Here is a 19,032-nt window from a genome sequence, read left to right on the forward strand (position 1 = left end):
TACCCCCGTTGCAAAGGATTGACAGCGGGTATGTTAAACAACCCCATCCGGCACGGAGCCAGGTGGACGTTAAATATGAAACCTGAAGATTAAACATGACTGAATCTTTTGCTCAACTCTTTGAAGAATCCTTAAAAGAAATCGAAACCCGCCCGGGTTCCATCGTTCGTGGTGTTGTTGTTGCTATCGACAAAGACGTAGTACTGGTTGACGCCGGTCTGAAATCTGAGTCTGCCATTCCGGCTGAGCAGTTCAAAAACGCCCAGGGCGAACTGGAAATCCAGGTTGGTGACGAAGTTGACGTTGCTCTGGATGCAGTAGAAGACGGCTTCGGTGAAACTCTGCTCTCTCGTGAGAAAGCTAAACGTCACGAAGCATGGATCACGCTGGAAAAAGCTTACGAAGATGCTGAAACTGTTACCGGTGTTATCAACGGCAAAGTTAAGGGTGGCTTCACTGTTGAGCTGAACGGTATTCGCGCGTTCCTGCCGGGTTCTCTGGTAGACGTTCGTCCGGTGCGTGACACTCTGCACCTGGAAGGCAAAGAGCTTGAATTCAAAGTAATCAAGCTGGACCAGAAACGTAACAACGTTGTGGTTTCTCGTCGTGCCGTTATCGAATCCGAAAACAGCGCAGAACGCGATCAGCTGCTGGAAAACCTGCAGGAAGGCATGGAAGTTAAAGGTATCGTTAAGAACCTCACTGACTACGGTGCATTCGTTGATCTGGGCGGCGTTGACGGCCTGCTGCACATCACTGATATGGCCTGGAAACGCGTTAAGCATCCGAGCGAAATCGTGAACGTTGGCGACGAAATCAACGTGAAAGTGCTGAAATTCGACCGCGAGCGTACCCGTGTATCCCTGGGCCTGAAACAGCTGGGCGAAGATCCGTGGGTAGCTATCGCTAAACGTTATCCGGAAGGTACCAAACTGACCGGTCGCGTGACCAACCTGACCGACTACGGCTGCTTCGTTGAAATCGAAGAAGGCGTTGAAGGCCTGGTTCACGTTTCCGAAATGGACTGGACCAACAAAAACATCCACCCGTCCAAAGTGGTTAACGTTGGCGACGTAGTGGAAGTGATGGTTCTGGATATCGACGAAGAACGTCGTCGTATCTCCTTGGGTCTGAAGCAGTGCAAATCTAACCCGTGGCAGCAGTTCGCAGAAACCCACAACAAGGGCGACCGCGTTGAAGGTAAAATCAAGTCTATCACTGACTTCGGTATCTTCATCGGCCTGGACGGCGGCATCGACGGCCTGGTTCACCTGTCTGACATCTCCTGGAACGTTGCAGGCGAAGAAGCAGTTCGTGAATACAAAAAAGGCGACGAAATCGCTGCAGTTGTTCTGCAGGTTGACGCAGAACGTGAACGTATCTCCCTGGGCGTTAAACAGCTCGCAGAAGATCCGTTCAACAACTGGGTTGCTCTGAACAAGAAAGGCGCTATCGTAACCGGTAAAGTCACTGCAGTTGACGCGAAAGGCGCAACCGTAGAACTGGCTGACGGCGTTGAAGGTTACCTGCGTGCTTCTGAAGCATCCCGTGACCGCGTTGAAGATGCGACTCTGGTTCTGAGCGTTGGCGACGACGTTGAAGCTAAATTCACCGGCGTTGATCGTAAAAACCGCGCAATCAGCCTGTCTGTTCGTGCGAAAGACGAAGCTGACGAGAAAGATGCCATCGCAACTGTTAACAAACAGGAAGATGCAAACTTCTCTAACAACGCAATGGCTGAAGCATTCAAAGCAGCTAAAGGCGAGTAATCCTCTGAAACTTCGGGCCTTTTAGTCCGAAGTATAACGAGATTACTTGACAGATTGCAGGTTTCGGCCTGTAATCAAGCACTAAGGGCGGCTACGGCCGCCCTTAATCAATCTCACGGCTGCAGCCAATTTGCCTTTAAGGAACCGGAGGAATCATGACCAAGTCAGAATTGATTGAAAGACTTGCAACCCAGCAATCTCACATTCCCGCTAAGGCGGTTGAAGATGCGGTAAAAGAGATGCTGGAGCATATGGCCTCGACTCTTGCGCAGGGCGAGCGTATTGAAATCCGCGGTTTCGGCAGTTTTTCTTTGCATTACCGCGCGCCTCGTACCGGACGTAACCCCAAGACCGGCGATAAAGTGGAACTGGAAGGAAAATACGTTCCTCACTTTAAACCGGGTAAAGAACTGCGCGATCGCGCCAATATTTACGGTTAAGTTTTAACGCAAAACTTGAACCCGAAAAAAGCACCTCCAGGGTGCTTTTTTCATTTATACGCCGTCAGGCGCAAACGCTATTCGACCGAAAACTGGAAAACGTTTCGCATTTTTTGCTGCGTCTTACATTTATCAGGTAAAAAACCTGGAATCCGCGCCGTATAGTACAAAATCCCCTCCAGACAATGGCGTCCTGAACCTGCACACTTTCCCGCACAGGGAGGTGTCTATGAAGATAACGACGGTCAGCGTATGCGTAGTATGCGGCATACTTCCGCTCATGATATTGCCAGTATTACCTGACACGTGGATTCTCGCGGTGCTGTTTTGTCTGGCATGTTTGCTTTGCCTCATACCCCATCACTATGCGCGCTACGCGGCATTAACTTTGCTCTTTTTCATGTGGGGGATATTTGCCGCCAGGCAGGCCATCTGGGCGGGAAACGTCCTGCCCGCCGCGACGCAGGAGGCGACAGTCGTCATTACTGCCACCGATCATATGACCACTCATTATGGGCGAATCACCCATTTGCGCGGAAAGCCGCTCTTTCCTGCTGTAGGGATTGTCCTGCATGGCCAGTACTTACCCACGGAAGTGTGTGCCGGGCAACAGTGGGCGATGACGCTGAAGGTCAGAGCGGTACACGGACAGCTTAACGAAGGCGGTTTTGATAGCCAACGTTACGCGCTGGCGCAGCACCAACCATTGACCGGGCGTTTTCTACAGGCTAAAGCGATTAACCCTGAGTGTAGCTTGCGTGGGCGCTATCTTGCTTCGCTTCGCGCTACGCTTGCGCCTTATCCGTGGCAACAGGTTATTCTGGCGTTGGGAATGGGGGAGCGGGGAGAGGTGTCGCAGGAGGTGAAGGCCGTTATGCGCGATACGGGGACTGCCCATTTGATGGCGATTTCCGGCCTGCATATCGCTTTTGCCGCGTTATTGGCTGCCGGATTAATCCGTGGCGGACAATTCTTTTTGCCGGTCAGATGGATTCGTTGGCAGACGCCATTGCTGGGCGGCATTCTTTGCGCGATATGTTATGCCTGGCTTACCGGCTTACAACCGCCTGCGCTGCGCACGGTGGCGGCACTGAGCGTCTGGGGAGGATTAAAATTAAGCGGACGACAGTGGAGCGGCTGGCAAGTCTGGTGCTGCTGTCTGGCCGCGATTATTTTCGCCGATCCTGTGGCGGTTATATCACAAAGTCTTTGGCTGTCAGCATTTGCGGTTGCCGGCCTGTTATTCTGGTATCAGTGGTTTCCTGCGCCAAACGGGAATTTTCCACGGGGCTTACGCTGGTTGCTTAACCTGCTTCACCTACAGGCAGGCATTACACTTCTGCTTTTGCCTCTCCAGGTGGCGCTTTTTCATGGCATAAGCGTTACCGCAATGCTGGCGAATCTTTTTGCCGTACCCTGGGTCACATTTGTGACGGTTCCGCTCATCCTGGCGGGAATGATTCTGCATTTAACCGGGCCGTTTTTTCTTGAAGAGTGGGTATGGTACCTGACCGATCGCGCGTTAGCCGCGCTATTTTACCTGTTGAATGCTTTACCGCAGGGCTGGGTGAATATTGATAACCGTTGGCAGTGGCTGACGTTTTTGCCCTGGCTAACGCTTATCGCGTGGCGATTAAACGTCTGGCGTACCTGGCCGGCGGTCTGTTTATGCGGGTTATTGTTGATGAGCTGGCCACTCTGGCGGCCAATAAACGCCAGCGGATGGCAGGTGCATATGCTGGATGTCGGTCAGGGGCTGGCGATAGCGATCGTCAGGGGCGATAAAGTAATACTCTACGATACCGGTCGGGCATGGCCGGAGGGCGACAGCGGGCAACAGGTTATTATTCCCTGGTTGCGCTGGCATAATCTGACGCCGGAGGGCGTTATTTTGAGTCATGAGCATCTGGATCATCGGGGCGGGCTGCGTTCGCTACAGCAGGTCTGGCCGTCAATGTGGATTCGCAGCCCGTTAGGCTGGCAGGGACATTTGCCCTGTTTTCGCGGCGAGCAGTGGCAATGGCAGGGGCTAACGTTTCAGGCGCACTGGCCGTTACGCGAAAGTGCCGATCGAGGAAATAACCGTTCTTGTGTGGTCAAAGTGGATGACGGTGTACATAGCATCCTGCTCACGGGCGATATCGAAGCGGGCGCTGAACAAAAAATGCTAAGTCGTTACTGGCGACATCTTGCGGCGACGTTTATCCAGGTGCCGCATCATGGTAGTAATACGTCGTCGTCGCTACCATTTATTCAGCGCGCACATGGTGAAGCGGCGCTGGCGTCCGCATCGCGCTATAACGCATGGCGGCTGCCGTCCCGCAAGGTAAAACAGCGCTACCGACAACAGGCGTATCAGTGGTTTGATACACCCCACCAGGGGCAAATTTCGCTGCGGTTTTCTCCGCAGGGCTGGCGCATACAAGGCTTGCGGGATCAAATTTTACCTCGCTGGTATCATCAGTGGTTTGGCGTGTCCGAGGATAACGGGTAGAATATGCGGCTATTTCAACAAATGCTGGTTTTTTGAATGCATAACGATAAAGATCTCTCTACGTGGCAGACCTTCCGCCGACTGTGGCCAACCATAGCGCCTTTTAAAGCAGGTCTGATCGTGGCGGGCATAGCGTTAATTCTCAACGCAGCCAGCGATACCTTCATGCTATCGCTCCTCAAGCCATTACTGGATGATGGTTTCGGTAAAACGGATCGCTCAGTGTTGCTGTGGATGCCGCTGGTGGTTATTGGGCTGATGATATTACGAGGCATCACTAGCTATATCTCCAGCTACTGTATTTCATGGGTGTCAGGCAAGGTGGTAATGACCATGCGCCGTCGCCTGTTTGGCCATATGATGGGAATGCCCGTCGCCTTCTTTGATAAACAGTCTACTGGTACGCTGCTGTCGCGTATTACATACGATTCAGAACAGGTTGCCTCTTCTTCATCTGGCGCGCTGATTACCGTGGTGCGTGAAGGGGCATCGATCATCGGATTGTTTATCATGATGTTCTATTACAGCTGGCAGCTGTCGATCATCCTGGTTGTTTTAGCGCCGATTGTGTCGATTGCGATTCGCGTTGTCTCAAAGCGGTTCCGCAGCATCAGTAAAAATATGCAGAACACGATGGGACAAGTGACTACCAGCGCTGAACAAATGCTAAAAGGACACAAAGAGGTACTGATTTTCGGCGGTCAGGAAGTCGAAACTAAACGCTTTGATAAAGTCAGCAATAAGATGCGACTGCAAGGTATGAAAATGGTCTCTGCCTCGTCAATTTCCGATCCTATCATTCAGCTCATTGCCTCGCTGGCGCTGGCGTTTGTTCTCTATGCTGCGAGCTTCCCAAGTGTAATGGATAGCCTGACGGCAGGGACCATCACCGTGGTGTTCTCCTCCATGATCGCGCTGATGCGTCCATTAAAATCGCTGACAAACGTTAACGCGCAGTTCCAGCGTGGGATGGCGGCTTGTCAGACGTTGTTTGCGATTCTGGACAGCGAACAGGAGAAAGATGAAGGTAAACGTGTCATTGACCGCGCGACCGGCGATCTCGAATTCCGCAATGTGACGTTTACTTACCCGGGCCGTGAAGTGCCGGCATTGCGTAACATCAATTTGAAAATTCCTGCCGGGAAAACCGTGGCGCTGGTGGGGCGTTCCGGATCGGGTAAATCAACTATCGCCAGTCTGATCACCCGTTTCTACGATATTGATGAAGGACACATCCTCATGGATGGTCACGATCTACGCGAATACACTCTGGCCTCTCTACGTAATCAGGTGGCGCTGGTTTCGCAAAACGTGCATCTGTTTAACGACACGGTCGCCAATAACATTGCTTATGCCCGGACGGAAGAATATAGCCGCGAGCAGATTGAAGAGGCGGCGCGCATGGCCTATGCCATGGACTTTATCAACAAGATGGATAATGGCCTGGATACCATCATCGGCGAAAACGGCGTACTGCTTTCCGGCGGTCAACGCCAGCGTATCGCGATTGCCCGCGCCTTACTGCGCGACAGTCCGATTCTGATCCTTGATGAAGCTACGTCTGCGCTGGATACCGAATCTGAACGTGCGATTCAGGCAGCGTTGGATGAGCTGCAGAAAAACCGTACCTCTCTGGTGATTGCGCATCGTCTCTCCACCATCGAACAGGCGGATGAGATCGTTGTGGTCGAAGACGGCATTATCGTTGAGCGCGGCACTCATAGCGAGCTGCTGGCGCAACACGGCGTTTACGCCCAGCTACATAAGATGCAATTTGGCCAATGATTGCGCGTATCTGGTCTGGTGAATCCCCGCTATGGCGGTTACTGCTGCCGCTCTCCTGGCTGTATGGCCTGGTGAGCGGGGCGATTCGTCTGAGCTATAAGCTTGGTTTTAAACGCGCCTGGCGAGCGCCGGTACCGGTGGTTGTAGTAGGGAATCTTACGGCTGGCGGTAACGGTAAAACACCCGTAGTCATTTGGCTGGTGGAAAAGCTGCAACAGCGTGGCGTGCGCGTGGGGGTCGTTTCCCGCGGCTACGGCGGGAAAGCTGCCGCTTATCCGCTGCTCCTGACGCCGGAGACGACAACCGCAGAAGCGGGAGATGAACCGGTATTGATTTATCAACGGACCGGCGCGCCTGTCGCGGTGGCGCCTGAACGCGCCGCGGCGGTGAAAGCGATTCTGGCGGCGCATAATGTGCAGATTATTATCACCGACGATGGGTTGCAGCATTACCGACTAGCGCGAGATATTGAAATTGTGGTGATTGACGGCGTGCGCCGTTTTGGCAACGGCTGGTGGCTTCCTGCCGGTCCTATGCGCGAACGCGCCAGTCGCCTGAAAACCGTGGATGCCGCTATCGTGAATGGCGGCGTCGCCCGGGCGGGCGAAATCCCCATGCAGCTAACGCCTGGACTGGCGGTGAACTTACGTACGGGAGCGCGTTGCGATGTGGCGCAACTGAGCAATATTGTGGCGATGGCGGGCATCGGTCATCCGCCGCGATTTTTCGCGACGCTGGAAGCCTGTGGCGCGCATCCGCAAAAGTGCGTCCCGCTGGCCGATCATCAAACGCTCGCCCCTGCTGACGTTCAGGCGTTGGTCGGTGAAGGGCAGACCCTGGTTATGACGGAAAAAGACGCGGTGAAATGCCGTGCTTTTGCCGAAGATAACTGGTGGTTCTTACCGGTTGATGCGCGTTTGTCCGGTGAGCAGCCTGATAAGTTGCTTGAACATATCACCTCGCTGGTTCGCTAGCGTACCCCAATGCTGCGGCAGTGATGAATTTATGGAGTCATGAATGTCATTGTCGTACCTTTCTCTTTCCCAGGCCCGTTGTCTTCACCTTGCTGCGCAGGGGCTATTGAAAAAGCCGCGCCGTAACGCGCTGCCTGGCGATGTTCTTGCCGCCATCTCACGCATGGCGTTGCTGCAAATTGATACCATCAATGTTGTCGCACGTAGCCCCTATCTGGTGCTGTTTAGCCGTCTCGGTTCGTACCCGCAGGCCTGGCTGGATGAGGCGCTGCGACGCGGCGAGTTAATGGAATACTGGGCGCATGAGGCCTGTTTCTTACCACGCCGCGACTTTAAACTTATCCGCCATCGTATGCTGTCGCCGGAAAAGATGGGCTGGAAATATCGCGCGGCATGGATGCATGAGCACGCGGAAGAAATAGAACAGCTAGTGCGGCATATTCAGGAGCACGGTCCGGTGCGTTCTGCCGATTTTGAACATGCGCGGAAAGGCGTCAGCGGCTGGTGGGAATGGAAACCACATAAACGCCACCTTGAGGGTTTATTTACCGCCGGAAAAGTCATGGTTGTTGAGCGGCGTAATTTTCAACGTGTATATGATTTAACGCCCCGTGTGATGCCGCACTGGGATGATGAACGCGATGGACTGTCACAGCCGCAGGCGGAAAGCCTGATGCTGGATAATAGCGCGCGCAGTCTGGGGATTTTCCGTGAACAGTGGCTGGCGGATTACTACCGCCTGAAACGTCCTGACCTGAAGGGATGGCGGGAGAGCCGGGCGGAACAGCAGCAGATTATTCCGGTCGAGGTGGAAACGTTGGGGCGGATGTGGCTTCATGCCGATCTTCTTTCGCAGCTGGAACCGGCGCTAAATAACGCCTTAAAGGCGACCCATAGCGCAGTACTGTCGCCTTTCGATCCTGTGGTATGGGATCGCAAGCGGGCAGCGCAGCTTTTCGGATTTAACTATCGGCTGGAATGTTATACGCCTGCGGCGAAGCGCCAGTACGGTTATTTTGTGCTGCCGCTATTATACCAGGGCCGTTTAGTCGGGCGAATGGATGCCAAAATGCACCGTAAAACGGGGGTGCTTGAGGTTATCTCGCTGTATCTGGAGGACGATATCCGCCCTGGCGTTAGTCTGCAAAAAGGAATCTGGCAGGCTATTAGCGCGTTTGCTGCCTGGCAACGGGCATCGCGCGTGACGCTGGGACAATGTCCGCCAGGCCTGTTTAGCGCCATGCGTCATGGCTGGGAAATAGACCCTGCATCATAACCGATTATGTTAATATTGAAGGATTCACAATCCGGTCCATCTGGAGGAACTATGGATCATCGTCTGCTTGAAATCATCGCCTGCCCGGTATGTAACGGCAAACTCTGGTATAACCAGGAAAAGCAAGAATTAATTTGCAAACTGGATAATCTCGCTTTCCCGTTACGCGACGGCATTCCTGTATTGCTGGAAAATGAAGCTCGCTCCCTGACATCTGATGAGAGTAAATCATGAGTTTCGTCGTCATCATTCCGGCCCGTTTTTCATCTACTCGACTGCCAGGCAAACCATTAGTGGATATTAATGGTAAGCCCATGATTGTTCATGTCCTGGAGCGGGCGCGCGAATCTGGCGCGGAACGCATTATTGTCGCCACCGATCATGAAGACGTGGCTCGTGCGGTAGAAGCGGCTGGCGGCGAAGTGTGCATGACGCGCGCCGATCACCAGTCCGGCACCGAACGGTTGGCGGAAGTGGTAGAGAAGTGCGGATTCAGCGACGATACCGTTATTGTGAACGTTCAGGGCGATGAGCCGATGATCCCGGCGGTTATTATTCGCCAGGTTGCGGAAAATCTGGCGCAGCGCCAGGTTGGTATGGCGACGCTGGCGGTGCCGATTCACAGCGCCGAAGAAGCGTTTAACCCGAATGCGGTAAAAGTTGTGCTGGATGCCGAAGGCTATGCGCTTTACTTTTCTCGGGCGACGATTCCCTGGGATCGCGACCGCTTTGCAAAAAGCCTGGAAACGGTAGGGGATACTTGCCTTCGTCACCTGGGCATTTATGGCTATCGCGCGGGTTTTATCCGCCGTTACGTGAGCTGGCAACCCAGCCCGCTGGAACATATTGAAATGCTGGAGCAACTCCGTGTGCTGTGGTACGGCGAAAAAATTCATGTCGCCGTCGCCAAAGCGGTGCCCGGCACGGGCGTAGACACCGCCGACGACCTGGAGCGCGTGCGCGCTGAAATGCGTTAACATGATCCTGTTCATGATCGTCTTAGACGGTCATGAACAGCGCGGTATGATAGCGCAAAGATGAATACTCACGTTTGCTCATCAGTGGCGGTTTTCTCGTACCGTTACGATTTTCCTCATTTTTCTTTTCTTCCCTTGATCTGATACGGGTGACATCTGTCCATACGACGCTCATTATTAAAGCAGTAGCACTAATGGGGGTAATCTGGAATGGAACAGTTGCGGGCCGAACTCAGTCATTTGTTGGGTGAAAAACTTAGCCGTATAGAGTGCGTGAATGAGAAAGCGGATTCCGCATTGTGGTCATTATATGACAGCCAGGGAAATCCGATGCCGCTGATGGCGCGAAGCTTTACTACTCCCGGCGTTGCGCAGCAACTGGCATGGAAAACCTCAATGCTGGCGCGTAGCGGTACGGTGAGGATGCCGGTAATCTATGGCGTATTGACGCATGAAGAGCATCCTGGTCCGGATGTGCTGCTACTGGAACGACTGCGCGGTGTGCCGGTCGAGGCGCCGGCGCGCACTCCGGAACGCTGGGAACAGCTAAAAGATCAGATTGTCGAAGGGCTGTTAGCCTGGCATCGGCAGGATAGCCGCGGTTGCGTTGGCGCCGTAGACCATACTCAGGAGAATATCTGGCCTTCCTGGTATCGTCAGCGTGTGGAGGTGCTGTGGACGACGCTAAATCAGTTCAGCAATACTGGCCTGACGATGCAGGACAAACGCATTCTGTTTCGTACCAGAGAATGTCTTCCTTCGTTATTTGAAGGGTTTAACGACAACTGCGTACTGGTGCATGGCAACTTCTGCCTGCGCAGTATGCTTAAAGACGCCCGTAGCGATCAGCTTCTGGCGATGGTCGGCCCCGGGCTGATGCTGTGGGCGCCGAGAGAGTTCGAACTGTTTCGCCTGATGGATAATCCATTGGCGGAGGGATTGCTTTGGCATTATCTGCAACGCGCGCCAGTGGCGGAGTCATTCATCTGGCGGCGTTGGCTCTATGTGCTGTGGGACGAGGTTGCGCAATTGGTCAATACCGGACGTTTTAACCGTACCAATTTTGATCTGGCGGCGAAATCATTACTCCCCTGGCTTGCCTGATATGCCTTTCAGCCATTGCCAAAGTCGCCCTAATGTTTCATACCCAGCGCGATCGCTGTGCATCAGCCAGACCGGGGACGGAATTGCCCGCTCCCAGGGATTGAGCGGCGAATCGATCGCCAACTGATTCGCCGGTGCGGGAAGCGGATTCAGCCCGGCATGCTGAAAGAAAATCATCGCACGCGGCAAATGCGAGGCGGAGGTTACCAACAGGAAAGGGGCGTCGCCGATGGCCTGCTTAACGGCGGCGGCTTCTTCTTCCGTATCTTTTGGCTTATCCAGCGTAATAATATCGTTACGCGGTACGCCCAGCGACTGCGCCACCCGCGCACCGACTTCCGCCGTGCTTACCGTATTGGTTTTTGCTACGCCGCCGGTAAAAATCAGCTTTGCTCCCGGATTCGCACGCCACAGCCGAATGCCTTCCGCCAGCCGCGGTAAGCTATTGTTAATTAAATTGGAGCTCGGCGCCCACTGCGGGTTCCAGGTATAGCCGCCGCCGAGAACCACAATATATTCCACCTTTTGCGGACCCTGCCAGGTAGGGTAGCGGTTTTCTATTGGGCGCAGCAAATGGTCAGAGACGGGTTGCAGGCTTAATAGCAATAGCGCCAGCCAACCTACGCTGATAAATACTTTTCCGGTCTTCTGAAAGCGGCTAAACCAGACCAGCGCCAGGCCGACGCCAATCATCAGCAACATCAGCGGAAGCGGCAATAACATACCGCCAATCACTTTCTTTAGCGTAAAAAGCATCCTTTTTGGTTCCTTTTTTAACCATATAGCGGAGGATTAACGATGATATTACACCAGACAGGTTCATTCTCGCCGTGGCTGTGACAAAATAGCGGTTTTATCAGATAACGCCTAAGCCAGCCTGTGGAGAGTCCGATGCAGGATCGCAATTTTGATGACATTGCTGAAAAGTTTTCCCGTAACATTTACGGCACGACCAAAGGACAACTACGGCAAGCCATTCTGTGGCAAGACCTGGATCGCGTGCTGGAGGAGATTGGCGGGCGAAAACTGCGGGTACTGGATGCCGGCGGCGGCGAAGGGCAAACGGCGATTAAGATGGCGGAACGCGGCCATCAGGTGACGTTATGCGATCTGTCTGGCGAAATGATCGCCCGCGCGCGGCAGGCGGCCGAGGCAAAAGGTGTGAGCAAAGACATGCATTTTATACAATGCCCGGCTCAGGACGTCGCTTCGCATTTGGAAAGCCCGGTTGATCTGATATTGTTTCATGCTGTGCTGGAGTGGGTAGCCGATCCTGTCGGCGTATTAGAAACGCTCTGGTCAGTATTGCGCCCTGGCGGCGCGCTGTCGTTGATGTTCTATAACGCTAACGGTTTGCTGATGCACAATATGGTGGCGGGTAATTTTGACTACGTGCAGGCGGGGATGCCTAAACGCAAGAAGCGCACGCTGTCGCCTGACTACCCGCGCGATCCCGCGCAGGTGTACCAGTGGCTGGAGGCGATTGGCTGGCAGATTACCGGTAAAACCGGCGTGCGTGTGTTTCATGATTATCTGCGTGAAAAACACCAGCAGCGTGACTGTTATGAGACCCTGGTCGAACTGGAAACGCGTTATTGCCGCCAGGAGCCGTATATTAGCCTTGGGCGCTACATTCATGTCACCGCGATTAAAAGCCCGGCGCTAGCCGCAGATGCAAGGATAACCTATGAGTGAATTTTCCCAGACAGTCCCCGAACTGGTTGCCTGGGCCAGAAAAAACGACTTTTCCATCTCGCTGCCGGTAGACAGACTTTCCTTTCTGCTGGCGGTCGCCACGTTGAACGGCGAACGCCTTGACGGCGAGATGAGTGAAGGTGAGCTGGTGGATGCATTCCGCCATGTGAGTGATGCGTTTGAGCAAACCAGCGAAACCATCGGCGTGCGCGCTAATAACGCGATTAACGATATGGTGCGTCAACGTCTGCTGAACCGCTTTACCAGCGAGCAGGCGGAAGGCAATGCGATTTACCGATTAACCCCGCTCGGGATTGGCATCACCGATTACTACATTCGTCAACGCGAATTCTCTACGCTGCGTCTTTCTATGCAGTTGTCGATTGTGGCCGGCGAATTGAAGCGCGCGGCGGATGCGGCAGCGGAGGGTGGCGATGAGTTCCACTGGCATCGCAACGTTTACGCGCCATTGAAATATTCGGTGGCGGAGATTTTCGACAGTATCGATCTGACCCAGCGCATCATGGATGAACAGCAGCAGCAGGTGAAAGACGATATCGCACAACTGCTGAATAAAGACTGGCGGGCGGCGATTTCCAGCTGTGAACTGCTGCTTTCCGAAACGTCTGGTACGCTGCGCGAGTTGCAGGATACGCTGGAGGCGGCGGGCGATAAGCTGCAGGCTAACCTGCTGCGCATTCAGGATGCCACGATGACGCACGATGATCTGCATTTTGTCGACAGGCTGGTGTTTGACTTACAAAGTAAACTTGACCGCATTATCAGTTGGGGTCAGCAGTCTATTGATTTATGGATCGGCTACGATCGTCACGTGCATAAATTTATCCGTACCGCGATCGATATGGATAAAAACCGTGTCTTCGCCCAGCGGTTGCGCCAGTCCGTACAGACTTATTTTGACGATCCATGGGCGCTAACCTACGCGAATGCCGATCGTCTGCTGGATATGCGCGATGAAGAGATGGCGTTGCGTGACGATGAAGTCACCGGGGAGTTGCCGCCGGATCTGGAATATGAAGAGTTTAACGAGATCCGCGAGCAGTTAGCGGCCATCATTGAAGAACAGCTGGCTATCTACAAAACCAGACAAACGCCACTGGATCTTGGGCTGGTGGTGCGCGAGTATCTGGCGCAATACCCGCGCGCGCGTCATTTCGACGTGGCGCGTATTGTTATCGATCAAGCGGTACGTCTTGGCGTAGCGCAAGCAGATTTCACCGGACTGCCAGCCAAATGGCAGCCGATTAATGATTACGGAGCCAAGGTACAGGCGCATGTCATTGACAAATATTGAACAAGTGATGCCGGTTAAGCTGGCGCAGGCGCTGGCGAATCCGTTATTTCCGGCGCTGGATAGCGCATTACGTTCGGGCCGCCACATCGGGCTGGACGAACTGGATAATCATGCCTTTCTGATGGATTTTCAGGAATACCTGGAAGAGTTTTACGCGCGTTATAACGTGGAGCTGATTCGCGCGCCGGAGGGGTTCTTCTACCTGCGTCCGCGTTCTACCACGCTTATCCCGCGCTCGGTGTTATCCGAACTGGATATGATGGTCGGTAAAATTCTCTGCTACCTCTATCTTAGCCCGGAGCGTCTGGCCAACGAAGGGATCTTTACTCAGCAAGAGTTGTACGACGAGCTGCTTACCCTTGCGGACGAAGCCAAACTGCTAAAGCTGGTGAATAACCGCTCGACGGGATCTGACGTTGATCGTCAGAAACTGCAGGAAAAGGTGCGTTCTTCTTTGAACCGCCTGCGTCGTTTGGGCATGGTATGGTTTATGGGCCACGACAGCAGCAAATTCCGCATTACCGAATCGGTCTTCCGCTTTGGCGCGGATGTCCGCGCCGGCGACGATCCTCGCGAGGCGCAGCGTCGTCTCATCCGCGACGGGGAAGCGATGCCCATTGAAAACCATCTGCAACTTAATGATGAGACCGAAGAGAGTCAGCCGGACAGTGGAGAGGAAGAATAATGATTGAACGCGGTAAATTTCGCTCGCTAACGCTGATTAACTGGAACGGTTTTTTTGCCCGCACTTTTGACCTGGATGAACTGGTCACGACGTTATCCGGGGGCAACGGCGCCGGGAAATCCACGACGATGGCGGCGTTCGTCACGGCGCTGATCCCGGATCTCACATTACTGCACTTTCGTAACACCACGGAAGCCGGCGCCACCAGCGGTTCGCGCGATAAAGGTCTGCACGGTAAGCTGAAGGCGGGCGTCTGTTACTCCATGCTCGACACCATTAATTCCCGCCATCAGCGGGTGGTGGTCGGCGTGCGTCTGCAGCAGGTCGCTGGGCGCGATCGCAAAGTGGACATCAAACCGTTCGCTATCCAGGGGCTGCCGATGTCGGTACAGCCGACACAACTGGTGACGGAGACATTAAACGAACGTCAGGCGCGCGTACTGTCGCTTGCTGAGCTGAAAGACAAGCTTGACGAGATGGAAGGCGTGCAGTTTAAGCAGTTTAACTCCATCACCGATTATCATTCGCTGATGTTTGACTTAGGGATTATCGCCCGTCGTCTGCGTTCCGCTTCCGATCGTAGTAAATTCTATCGTTTGATAGAGGCCTCGCTGTACGGCGGGATCTCCAGCGCCATTACCCGGTCGCTACGCGATTATTTATTGCCGGAAAACAGCGGCGTGCGCAAGGCGTTCCAGGATATGGAGGCGGCGCTGCGCGAGAACCGACTCACGCTGGAAGCGATTCGTGTTACCCAATCCGATCGCGATCTGTTTAAGCATTTGATCAGCGAAGCCACCGATTATGTGGCGGCGGATTATATGCGCCACGCCAATGAGCGTCGGGTTCACCTTGATCAGGCGTTGGCGTTTCGACGCGAACTGTACACATCGCGCAAACAACTGGCGGCGGAGCAGTACAAGCACGTCGATATGGCCCGTGAGTTGGGCGAACATAACGGCGCCGAAGGTTCTCTTGAAGCGGATTACCAGGCGGCGAGCGATCACCTGAATCTGGTGCAAACCGCGCTGCGCCAGCAGGAAAAAATTGAACGCTACGAAGCGGATCTTGAAGAGCTGCAGATTCGACTCGAAGAGCAAAATGAAGTGGTGGCGGAAGCCGCCGAAATGCAGGACGAAAATGAAGCGCGTGCCGAAGCCGCCGAGCTGGAAGTCGATGAACTCAAAAGCCAGCTTGCGGATTACCAGCAGGCGCTGGATGTACAGCAAACGCGCGCGATTCAGTATAACCAGGCGATATCAGCGCTTGCCCGCGCTAAAGAACTTTGTCATCTGCCGGATCTAACGCCGGAAAGCGCCGCCGAATGGCTGGATACTTTCCAGGCAAAAGAGCAGGAAGCTACGGAAAAACTGCTGTCGTTGGAACAAAAAATGAGCGTGGCGCAAACCGCGCACAGCCAGTTTGAGCAGGCTTACCAGCTGGTGGCGGCGATCAACGGCCCGCTGGCGCGTAGCGAAGCCTGGGACGTGGCGCGCGAGCTGTTACGGGACGGCGTGAACCAGCGTCATCTGGCGGAACAGGTACAGCCGCTGCGGATGCGTCTGAGCGAACTGGAACAGCGGCTGCGCGAGCAGCAAGAGGCGGAACGTCTGCTGGCGGAGTTCTGTAAGCGACAGGGCAAAAATTTTGATATTGACGAACTGGAAGCGCTGCATCAGGAGCTGGAAGCCCGCATCGCGTCCTTGTCTGAGAGCGTGTCGTCAGCCAGCGAACAGCGTATGGCCTTGCGTCAGGAGCAGGAGCAGCTTCAGTCGCGTATTCAACATCTGATGCGGCGTGCGCCCGTCTGGCTGGCGGCGCAAAACAGCCTGAACCAGCTTAGCGAACAGTGCGGCGAGGAGTTTACGTCCAGCCAGGAAGTGACCGAATACCTGCAACAGCTACTGGAGCGTGAGCGCGAAGCCATTGTCGAACGCGACGAAGTGGGCGCGCGTAAAAATGCGGTTGATGAAGAGATCGAACGTTTAAGCCAGCCGGGCGGCGCGGAAGACCAGCGTTTGAATGCGCTGGCGGAGCGTTTTGGCGGGGTACTGCTGTCGGAAATCTACGATGATGTCAGCCTTGAAGATGCGCCGTACTTTTCCGCACTGTATGGCCCGTCGCGCCATGCGATCGTCGTACCGGATTTATCGCAAATAGCCGAACAGCTTGAAGGTCTGACCGACTGCCCGGAAGATCTGTACCTGATCGAAGGCGATCCGCAGTCTTTTGATGACAGCGTATTCAGCGTTGACGAGCTGGAAAAGGCGGTGGTCGTGAAAATTGCCGACCGTCAGTGGCGTTATTCGCGTTTCCCGTCGCTGCCTATTTTTGGCCGCGCGGCGCGCGAGAACCGTATTGAAAGTCTCCATGCGGAACGGGAAGTGCTTTCCGAGCGCTTTGCCACGCTCTCGTTTGACGTGCAGAAAACCCAGCGTTTGCACCAGGCGTTCAGCCGTTTTATCGGTAGCCACCTTTCCGTCGCCTTTGAGGACGATCCGGAAGCGGAAATTCGCCGACTGAACGGGCGTCGCGTCGAGCTGGAGCGCGCGCTGGCGACGCATGAAAGCGACAACCAGCAGCAGCGCCTTCAGTTTGAGCAGGCGAAAGAGGGCGTTTCCGCGCTTAACCGTTTGCTGCCGCGGCTGAATTTATTGGCCGATGAAACGCTGGCCGATCGGGTCGATGAAATTCAGGAACGGTTGGATGAGGCGCAGGAAGCGGCGCGATTTGTGCAGCAATATGGCAACCAGTTAGCCAAACTGGAGCCGGTGGTTTCCGTTCTGCAAAGCGATCCGGAACAGTTTGAGCAGTTAAAAGAAGACTATGCATGGTCGCAGCAAATGCAGCGCGACGCGCGCCAGCAGGCTTTTGCGCTGGCTGAAGTCGTCGAACGTCGGGCGCATTTCAGCTATTCCGACTCGGCGGAAATGCTGAGCGGCAACAGCGATCTCAACGAAAAGCTGCGCCAGCGGCTGGAGCAGGCGGAAGCCGAGCGTACCCGCGCCCGCGAAGCGCTGCGCAGCCATGCCACGCAGTTAAGTCAGTACAGCCAGGTTCTGGCCTCGCTAAAAAGCTCTTACGACACGAAAAAAGAGCTGCTTAACGATTTGCAGCGCGAATTACAGGATATTGGCGTTCGCGCCGATAGCGGGGCGGAAGAGCGCGCTCGCCAGCGTCGCGATGAACTGCACGCTCAGTTGAGCAATAACCGTTCGCGTCGCAATCAGCTTGAGAAAGCGCTCACCTTCTGCGAAGCGGAGATGGAGAACCTGACCCGTAAGCTGCGCAAGCTGGAGCGTGATTATCATGAAATGCGCGAGCAGGTCGTGACCGCGAAAGCCGGCTGGTGCGCAGTCATGCGGTTGGTGAAAGACAATGGCGTGGAACGCCGTCTGCACCGTCGTGAGCTGGCTTATCTGTCGGCGGATGAACTGCGCTCCATGTCGGATAAGGCGTTGGGCGCGCTGCGCCTGGCCGTCGCGGATAACGAACATCTGCGCGACGTATTGCGCCTGTCGGAAGATCCGAAACGCCCGGAGCGTAAAATCCAGTTCTTTGTGGCCGTTTACCAGCATCTGCGCGAGCGTATTCGTCAGGATATTATTCGTACCGACGATCCGGTTGAAGCCATTGAACAAATGGAGATTGAACTGAGCCGTCTGACGGAAGAGCTAACATCGCGTGAGCAAAAGCTGGCGATCAGTTCCCGCAGCGTGGCAAACATCATCCGCAAGACTATCCAGCGTGAGCAGAACCGTATTCGTATGCTGAACCAGGGTTTGCAAAGCGTCTCGTTTGGCCAGGTGAATAGCGTGCGGTTAAACGTCAACGTGCGTGAAACGCATGCCACCTTGCTGGATGTGCTTTCAGAACAGCAGGAGCAGCACCAGGATCTGTTTAACAGCAATCGTCTGACCTTCTCTGAAGCGTTGGCGAAACTGTACCAGCGCCTGAATCCGCAGATCGATATGGGGCAACGCACGCCGCAGACCATCGGCGAGGAGCTGCTGGATTACCGTAACTATCTGGAAATGGAAGTTGAAGTTAACCGTGGGTCCGACGGCTGGCTGCGTGCGGAATCCGGCGCGCTATCCACGGGTGAAGCTATCGGGACCGGGATGTCAATTCTGGTGATGGTGGTGCAAAGCTGGGAAGACGAAGCGCGCAGACTGCGCGGGAAAGATATTTCGCCATGTCGCCTGCTGTTCCTCGATGAAGCGGCGCGTCTGGATGCGCGCTCTATCGCCACGCTGTTTGAACTATGCGAACGTTTGCAGATGCAGCTCATCATCGCCGCGCCGGAAAACATCAGTCCGGAGAAGGGCACGACCTATAAGCTGGTGCGTAAAGTGTTTCAGAATACTGAGCATGTTCATGTTGTCGGGCTGCGTGGCTTTGCGCCGCAGCTTCCGGAAACGCTTCCCGGTACGCAGACGGAAGATACGCCTTCAGAAGCGAGTTAAATACGGCAGAAATAATGAAGTGCTCGATGGCGCCTCGCTTATCAGGCAAGGC

General features: G+C 54.5%; 14 protein-coding genes. 13 read left to right on the forward strand and 1 reads right to left on the reverse strand.

Annotation, left to right across the window (positions count from 1 at the left end):
• Nucleotides 1–95: 95 nt before the first annotated feature.
• The 9 genes from rpsA (at nt 96) to J4614_RS00200 (ending at nt 10,819) form a co-directional block, all read left to right on the forward strand.
• Entirely contained in the window at nt 96–1,769 is a 1,674-nt protein-coding gene (rpsA, locus tag J4614_RS00160) for a 30S ribosomal protein S1 (protein WP_000140324.1), read from the forward strand.
• Nucleotides 1,770–1,924: 155 nt separating this feature from the next.
• On the forward strand, nt 1,925–2,209 hold the full coding sequence (gene ihfB, locus J4614_RS00165; protein WP_000167332.1) for an integration host factor subunit beta: 285 nt from the start codon (nt 1,925–1,927) through the stop codon (nt 2,207–2,209).
• A gap of 229 nt (nt 2,210–2,438) precedes the next feature.
• Complete coding sequence (locus J4614_RS00170; RefSeq protein WP_208293019.1) at nt 2,439–4,703, forward strand: ComEC family protein; 2,265 nt, start codon at nt 2,439–2,441, stop codon at nt 4,701–4,703.
• Nucleotides 4,704–4,739: 36 nt separating this feature from the next.
• Nucleotides 4,740–6,488, forward strand: coding sequence for a lipid A ABC transporter ATP-binding protein/permease MsbA (msbA, locus tag J4614_RS00175; protein WP_000551246.1), 1,749 nt, complete (start codon nt 4,740–4,742; stop codon nt 6,486–6,488).
• A complete protein-coding gene (lpxK, locus tag J4614_RS00180) occupies nt 6,485–7,462 on the forward strand; it encodes a tetraacyldisaccharide 4'-kinase (protein ID WP_023207985.1) in 978 nt (325 codons plus the stop codon). Before msbA ends, lpxK begins: the two co-directional genes overlap by 4 nt.
• 43 nt (nt 7,463–7,505) lie before the next feature.
• Nucleotides 7,506–8,738 carry a winged helix-turn-helix domain-containing protein gene (locus tag J4614_RS00185; RefSeq protein WP_208293020.1) on the forward strand — a complete coding sequence of 411 codons (1,233 nt, stop codon included), beginning with the start codon at nt 7,506–7,508 and terminating at the stop codon, nt 8,736–8,738.
• A gap of 51 nt (nt 8,739–8,789) precedes the next feature.
• Nucleotides 8,790–8,972: a protein YcaR gene (gene ycaR, locus J4614_RS00190; RefSeq protein WP_000350056.1), complete on the forward strand. Its 183-nt coding sequence runs from the start codon at nt 8,790–8,792 to the stop codon at nt 8,970–8,972.
• Nucleotides 8,969–9,715, forward strand: a complete 747-nt coding sequence (gene kdsB, locus J4614_RS00195; RefSeq protein ID WP_000011576.1) for a 3-deoxy-manno-octulosonate cytidylyltransferase — start codon at nt 8,969–8,971, stop codon at nt 9,713–9,715. Before ycaR ends, kdsB begins: the two co-directional genes overlap by 4 nt.
• A gap of 210 nt (nt 9,716–9,925) precedes the next feature.
• Nucleotides 9,926–10,819: a YcbJ family phosphotransferase gene (locus J4614_RS00200; protein WP_000436893.1), complete on the forward strand. Its 894-nt coding sequence runs from the start codon at nt 9,926–9,928 to the stop codon at nt 10,817–10,819.
• Here the strand turns inward: J4614_RS00200 and elyC are convergent.
• Nucleotides 10,799–11,575: an envelope biogenesis factor ElyC gene (elyC, locus tag J4614_RS00205; protein ID WP_000899567.1), complete on the reverse strand. Its 777-nt coding sequence runs from the start codon at nt 11,573–11,575 to the stop codon at nt 10,799–10,801. The two genes, J4614_RS00200 and elyC, sit on opposite strands and share 21 nt — an antisense overlap.
• Before the next feature lie 135 nt (nt 11,576–11,710).
• Here elyC and cmoM point away from each other — a divergent pair, with 135 nt between their 5' ends.
• From cmoM to mukB, 4 genes are read left to right on the forward strand one after another with little or no spacing between them, the layout of a single operon-like run.
• Nucleotides 11,711–12,514 carry a tRNA uridine 5-oxyacetic acid(34) methyltransferase CmoM gene (cmoM, locus tag J4614_RS00210; protein WP_001154025.1) on the forward strand — a complete coding sequence of 268 codons (804 nt, stop codon included), beginning with the start codon at nt 11,711–11,713 and terminating at the stop codon, nt 12,512–12,514.
• A complete protein-coding gene (gene mukF, locus J4614_RS00215) occupies nt 12,507–13,829 on the forward strand; it encodes a chromosome partition protein MukF (RefSeq protein WP_001288828.1) in 1,323 nt (440 codons plus the stop codon). Before cmoM ends, mukF begins: the two co-directional genes overlap by 8 nt.
• Nucleotides 13,810–14,514, forward strand: a complete 705-nt coding sequence (gene mukE, locus J4614_RS00220) for a chromosome partition protein MukE (protein WP_000060025.1) — start codon at nt 13,810–13,812, stop codon at nt 14,512–14,514. The genes mukF and mukE overlap by 20 nt, the downstream gene beginning before the upstream one ends.
• The gene (gene mukB / locus J4614_RS00225; RefSeq protein ID WP_023203506.1) at nt 14,514–18,980 is read left to right on the forward strand and encodes a chromosome partition protein MukB; all 4,467 of its coding nucleotides are present in this window, start codon (nt 14,514–14,516) and stop codon (nt 18,978–18,980) included. The genes mukE and mukB overlap by 1 nt, the downstream gene beginning before the upstream one ends.
• The last annotated feature ends 52 nt before the right edge of the window (nt 18,981–19,032 follow it).

The sequence above is a fragment of the Salmonella sp. 32031103-2018-00083-FB-01-SM-01 genome (genome assembly GCF_017571995.1).
GTDB lineage: Bacteria > Pseudomonadota > Gammaproteobacteria > Enterobacterales > Enterobacteriaceae > Salmonella > Salmonella enterica.

Coding starts and splice junctions, on each gene's coding strand:
- rpsA (WP_000140324.1), top strand. CDS start 96: ATGACTGAATCTTTTGCTCAACTCTTTGAAGAATCCTTAAAAGAAATC.
- ihfB (WP_000167332.1), top strand. CDS start 1,925: ATGACCAAGTCAGAATTGATTGAAAGACTTGCAACCCAGCAATCTCAC.
- J4614_RS00170 (WP_208293019.1), top strand. CDS start 2,439: ATGAAGATAACGACGGTCAGCGTATGCGTAGTATGCGGCATACTTCCG.
- msbA (WP_000551246.1), top strand. CDS start 4,740: ATGCATAACGATAAAGATCTCTCTACGTGGCAGACCTTCCGCCGACTG.
- lpxK (WP_023207985.1), top strand. CDS start 6,485: ATGATTGCGCGTATCTGGTCTGGTGAATCCCCGCTATGGCGGTTACTG.
- J4614_RS00185 (WP_208293020.1), top strand. CDS start 7,506: ATGTCATTGTCGTACCTTTCTCTTTCCCAGGCCCGTTGTCTTCACCTT.
- ycaR (WP_000350056.1), top strand. CDS start 8,790: ATGGATCATCGTCTGCTTGAAATCATCGCCTGCCCGGTATGTAACGGC.
- kdsB (WP_000011576.1), top strand. CDS start 8,969: ATGAGTTTCGTCGTCATCATTCCGGCCCGTTTTTCATCTACTCGACTG.
- J4614_RS00200 (WP_000436893.1), top strand. CDS start 9,926: ATGGAACAGTTGCGGGCCGAACTCAGTCATTTGTTGGGTGAAAAACTT.
- elyC (WP_000899567.1), bottom strand. CDS start 11,575: ATGCTTTTTACGCTAAAGAAAGTGATTGGCGGTATGTTATTGCCGCTT.
- cmoM (WP_001154025.1), top strand. CDS start 11,711: ATGCAGGATCGCAATTTTGATGACATTGCTGAAAAGTTTTCCCGTAAC.
- mukF (WP_001288828.1), top strand. CDS start 12,507: ATGAGTGAATTTTCCCAGACAGTCCCCGAACTGGTTGCCTGGGCCAGA.
- mukE (WP_000060025.1), top strand. CDS start 13,810: ATGTCATTGACAAATATTGAACAAGTGATGCCGGTTAAGCTGGCGCAG.
- mukB (WP_023203506.1), top strand. CDS start 14,514: ATGATTGAACGCGGTAAATTTCGCTCGCTAACGCTGATTAACTGGAAC.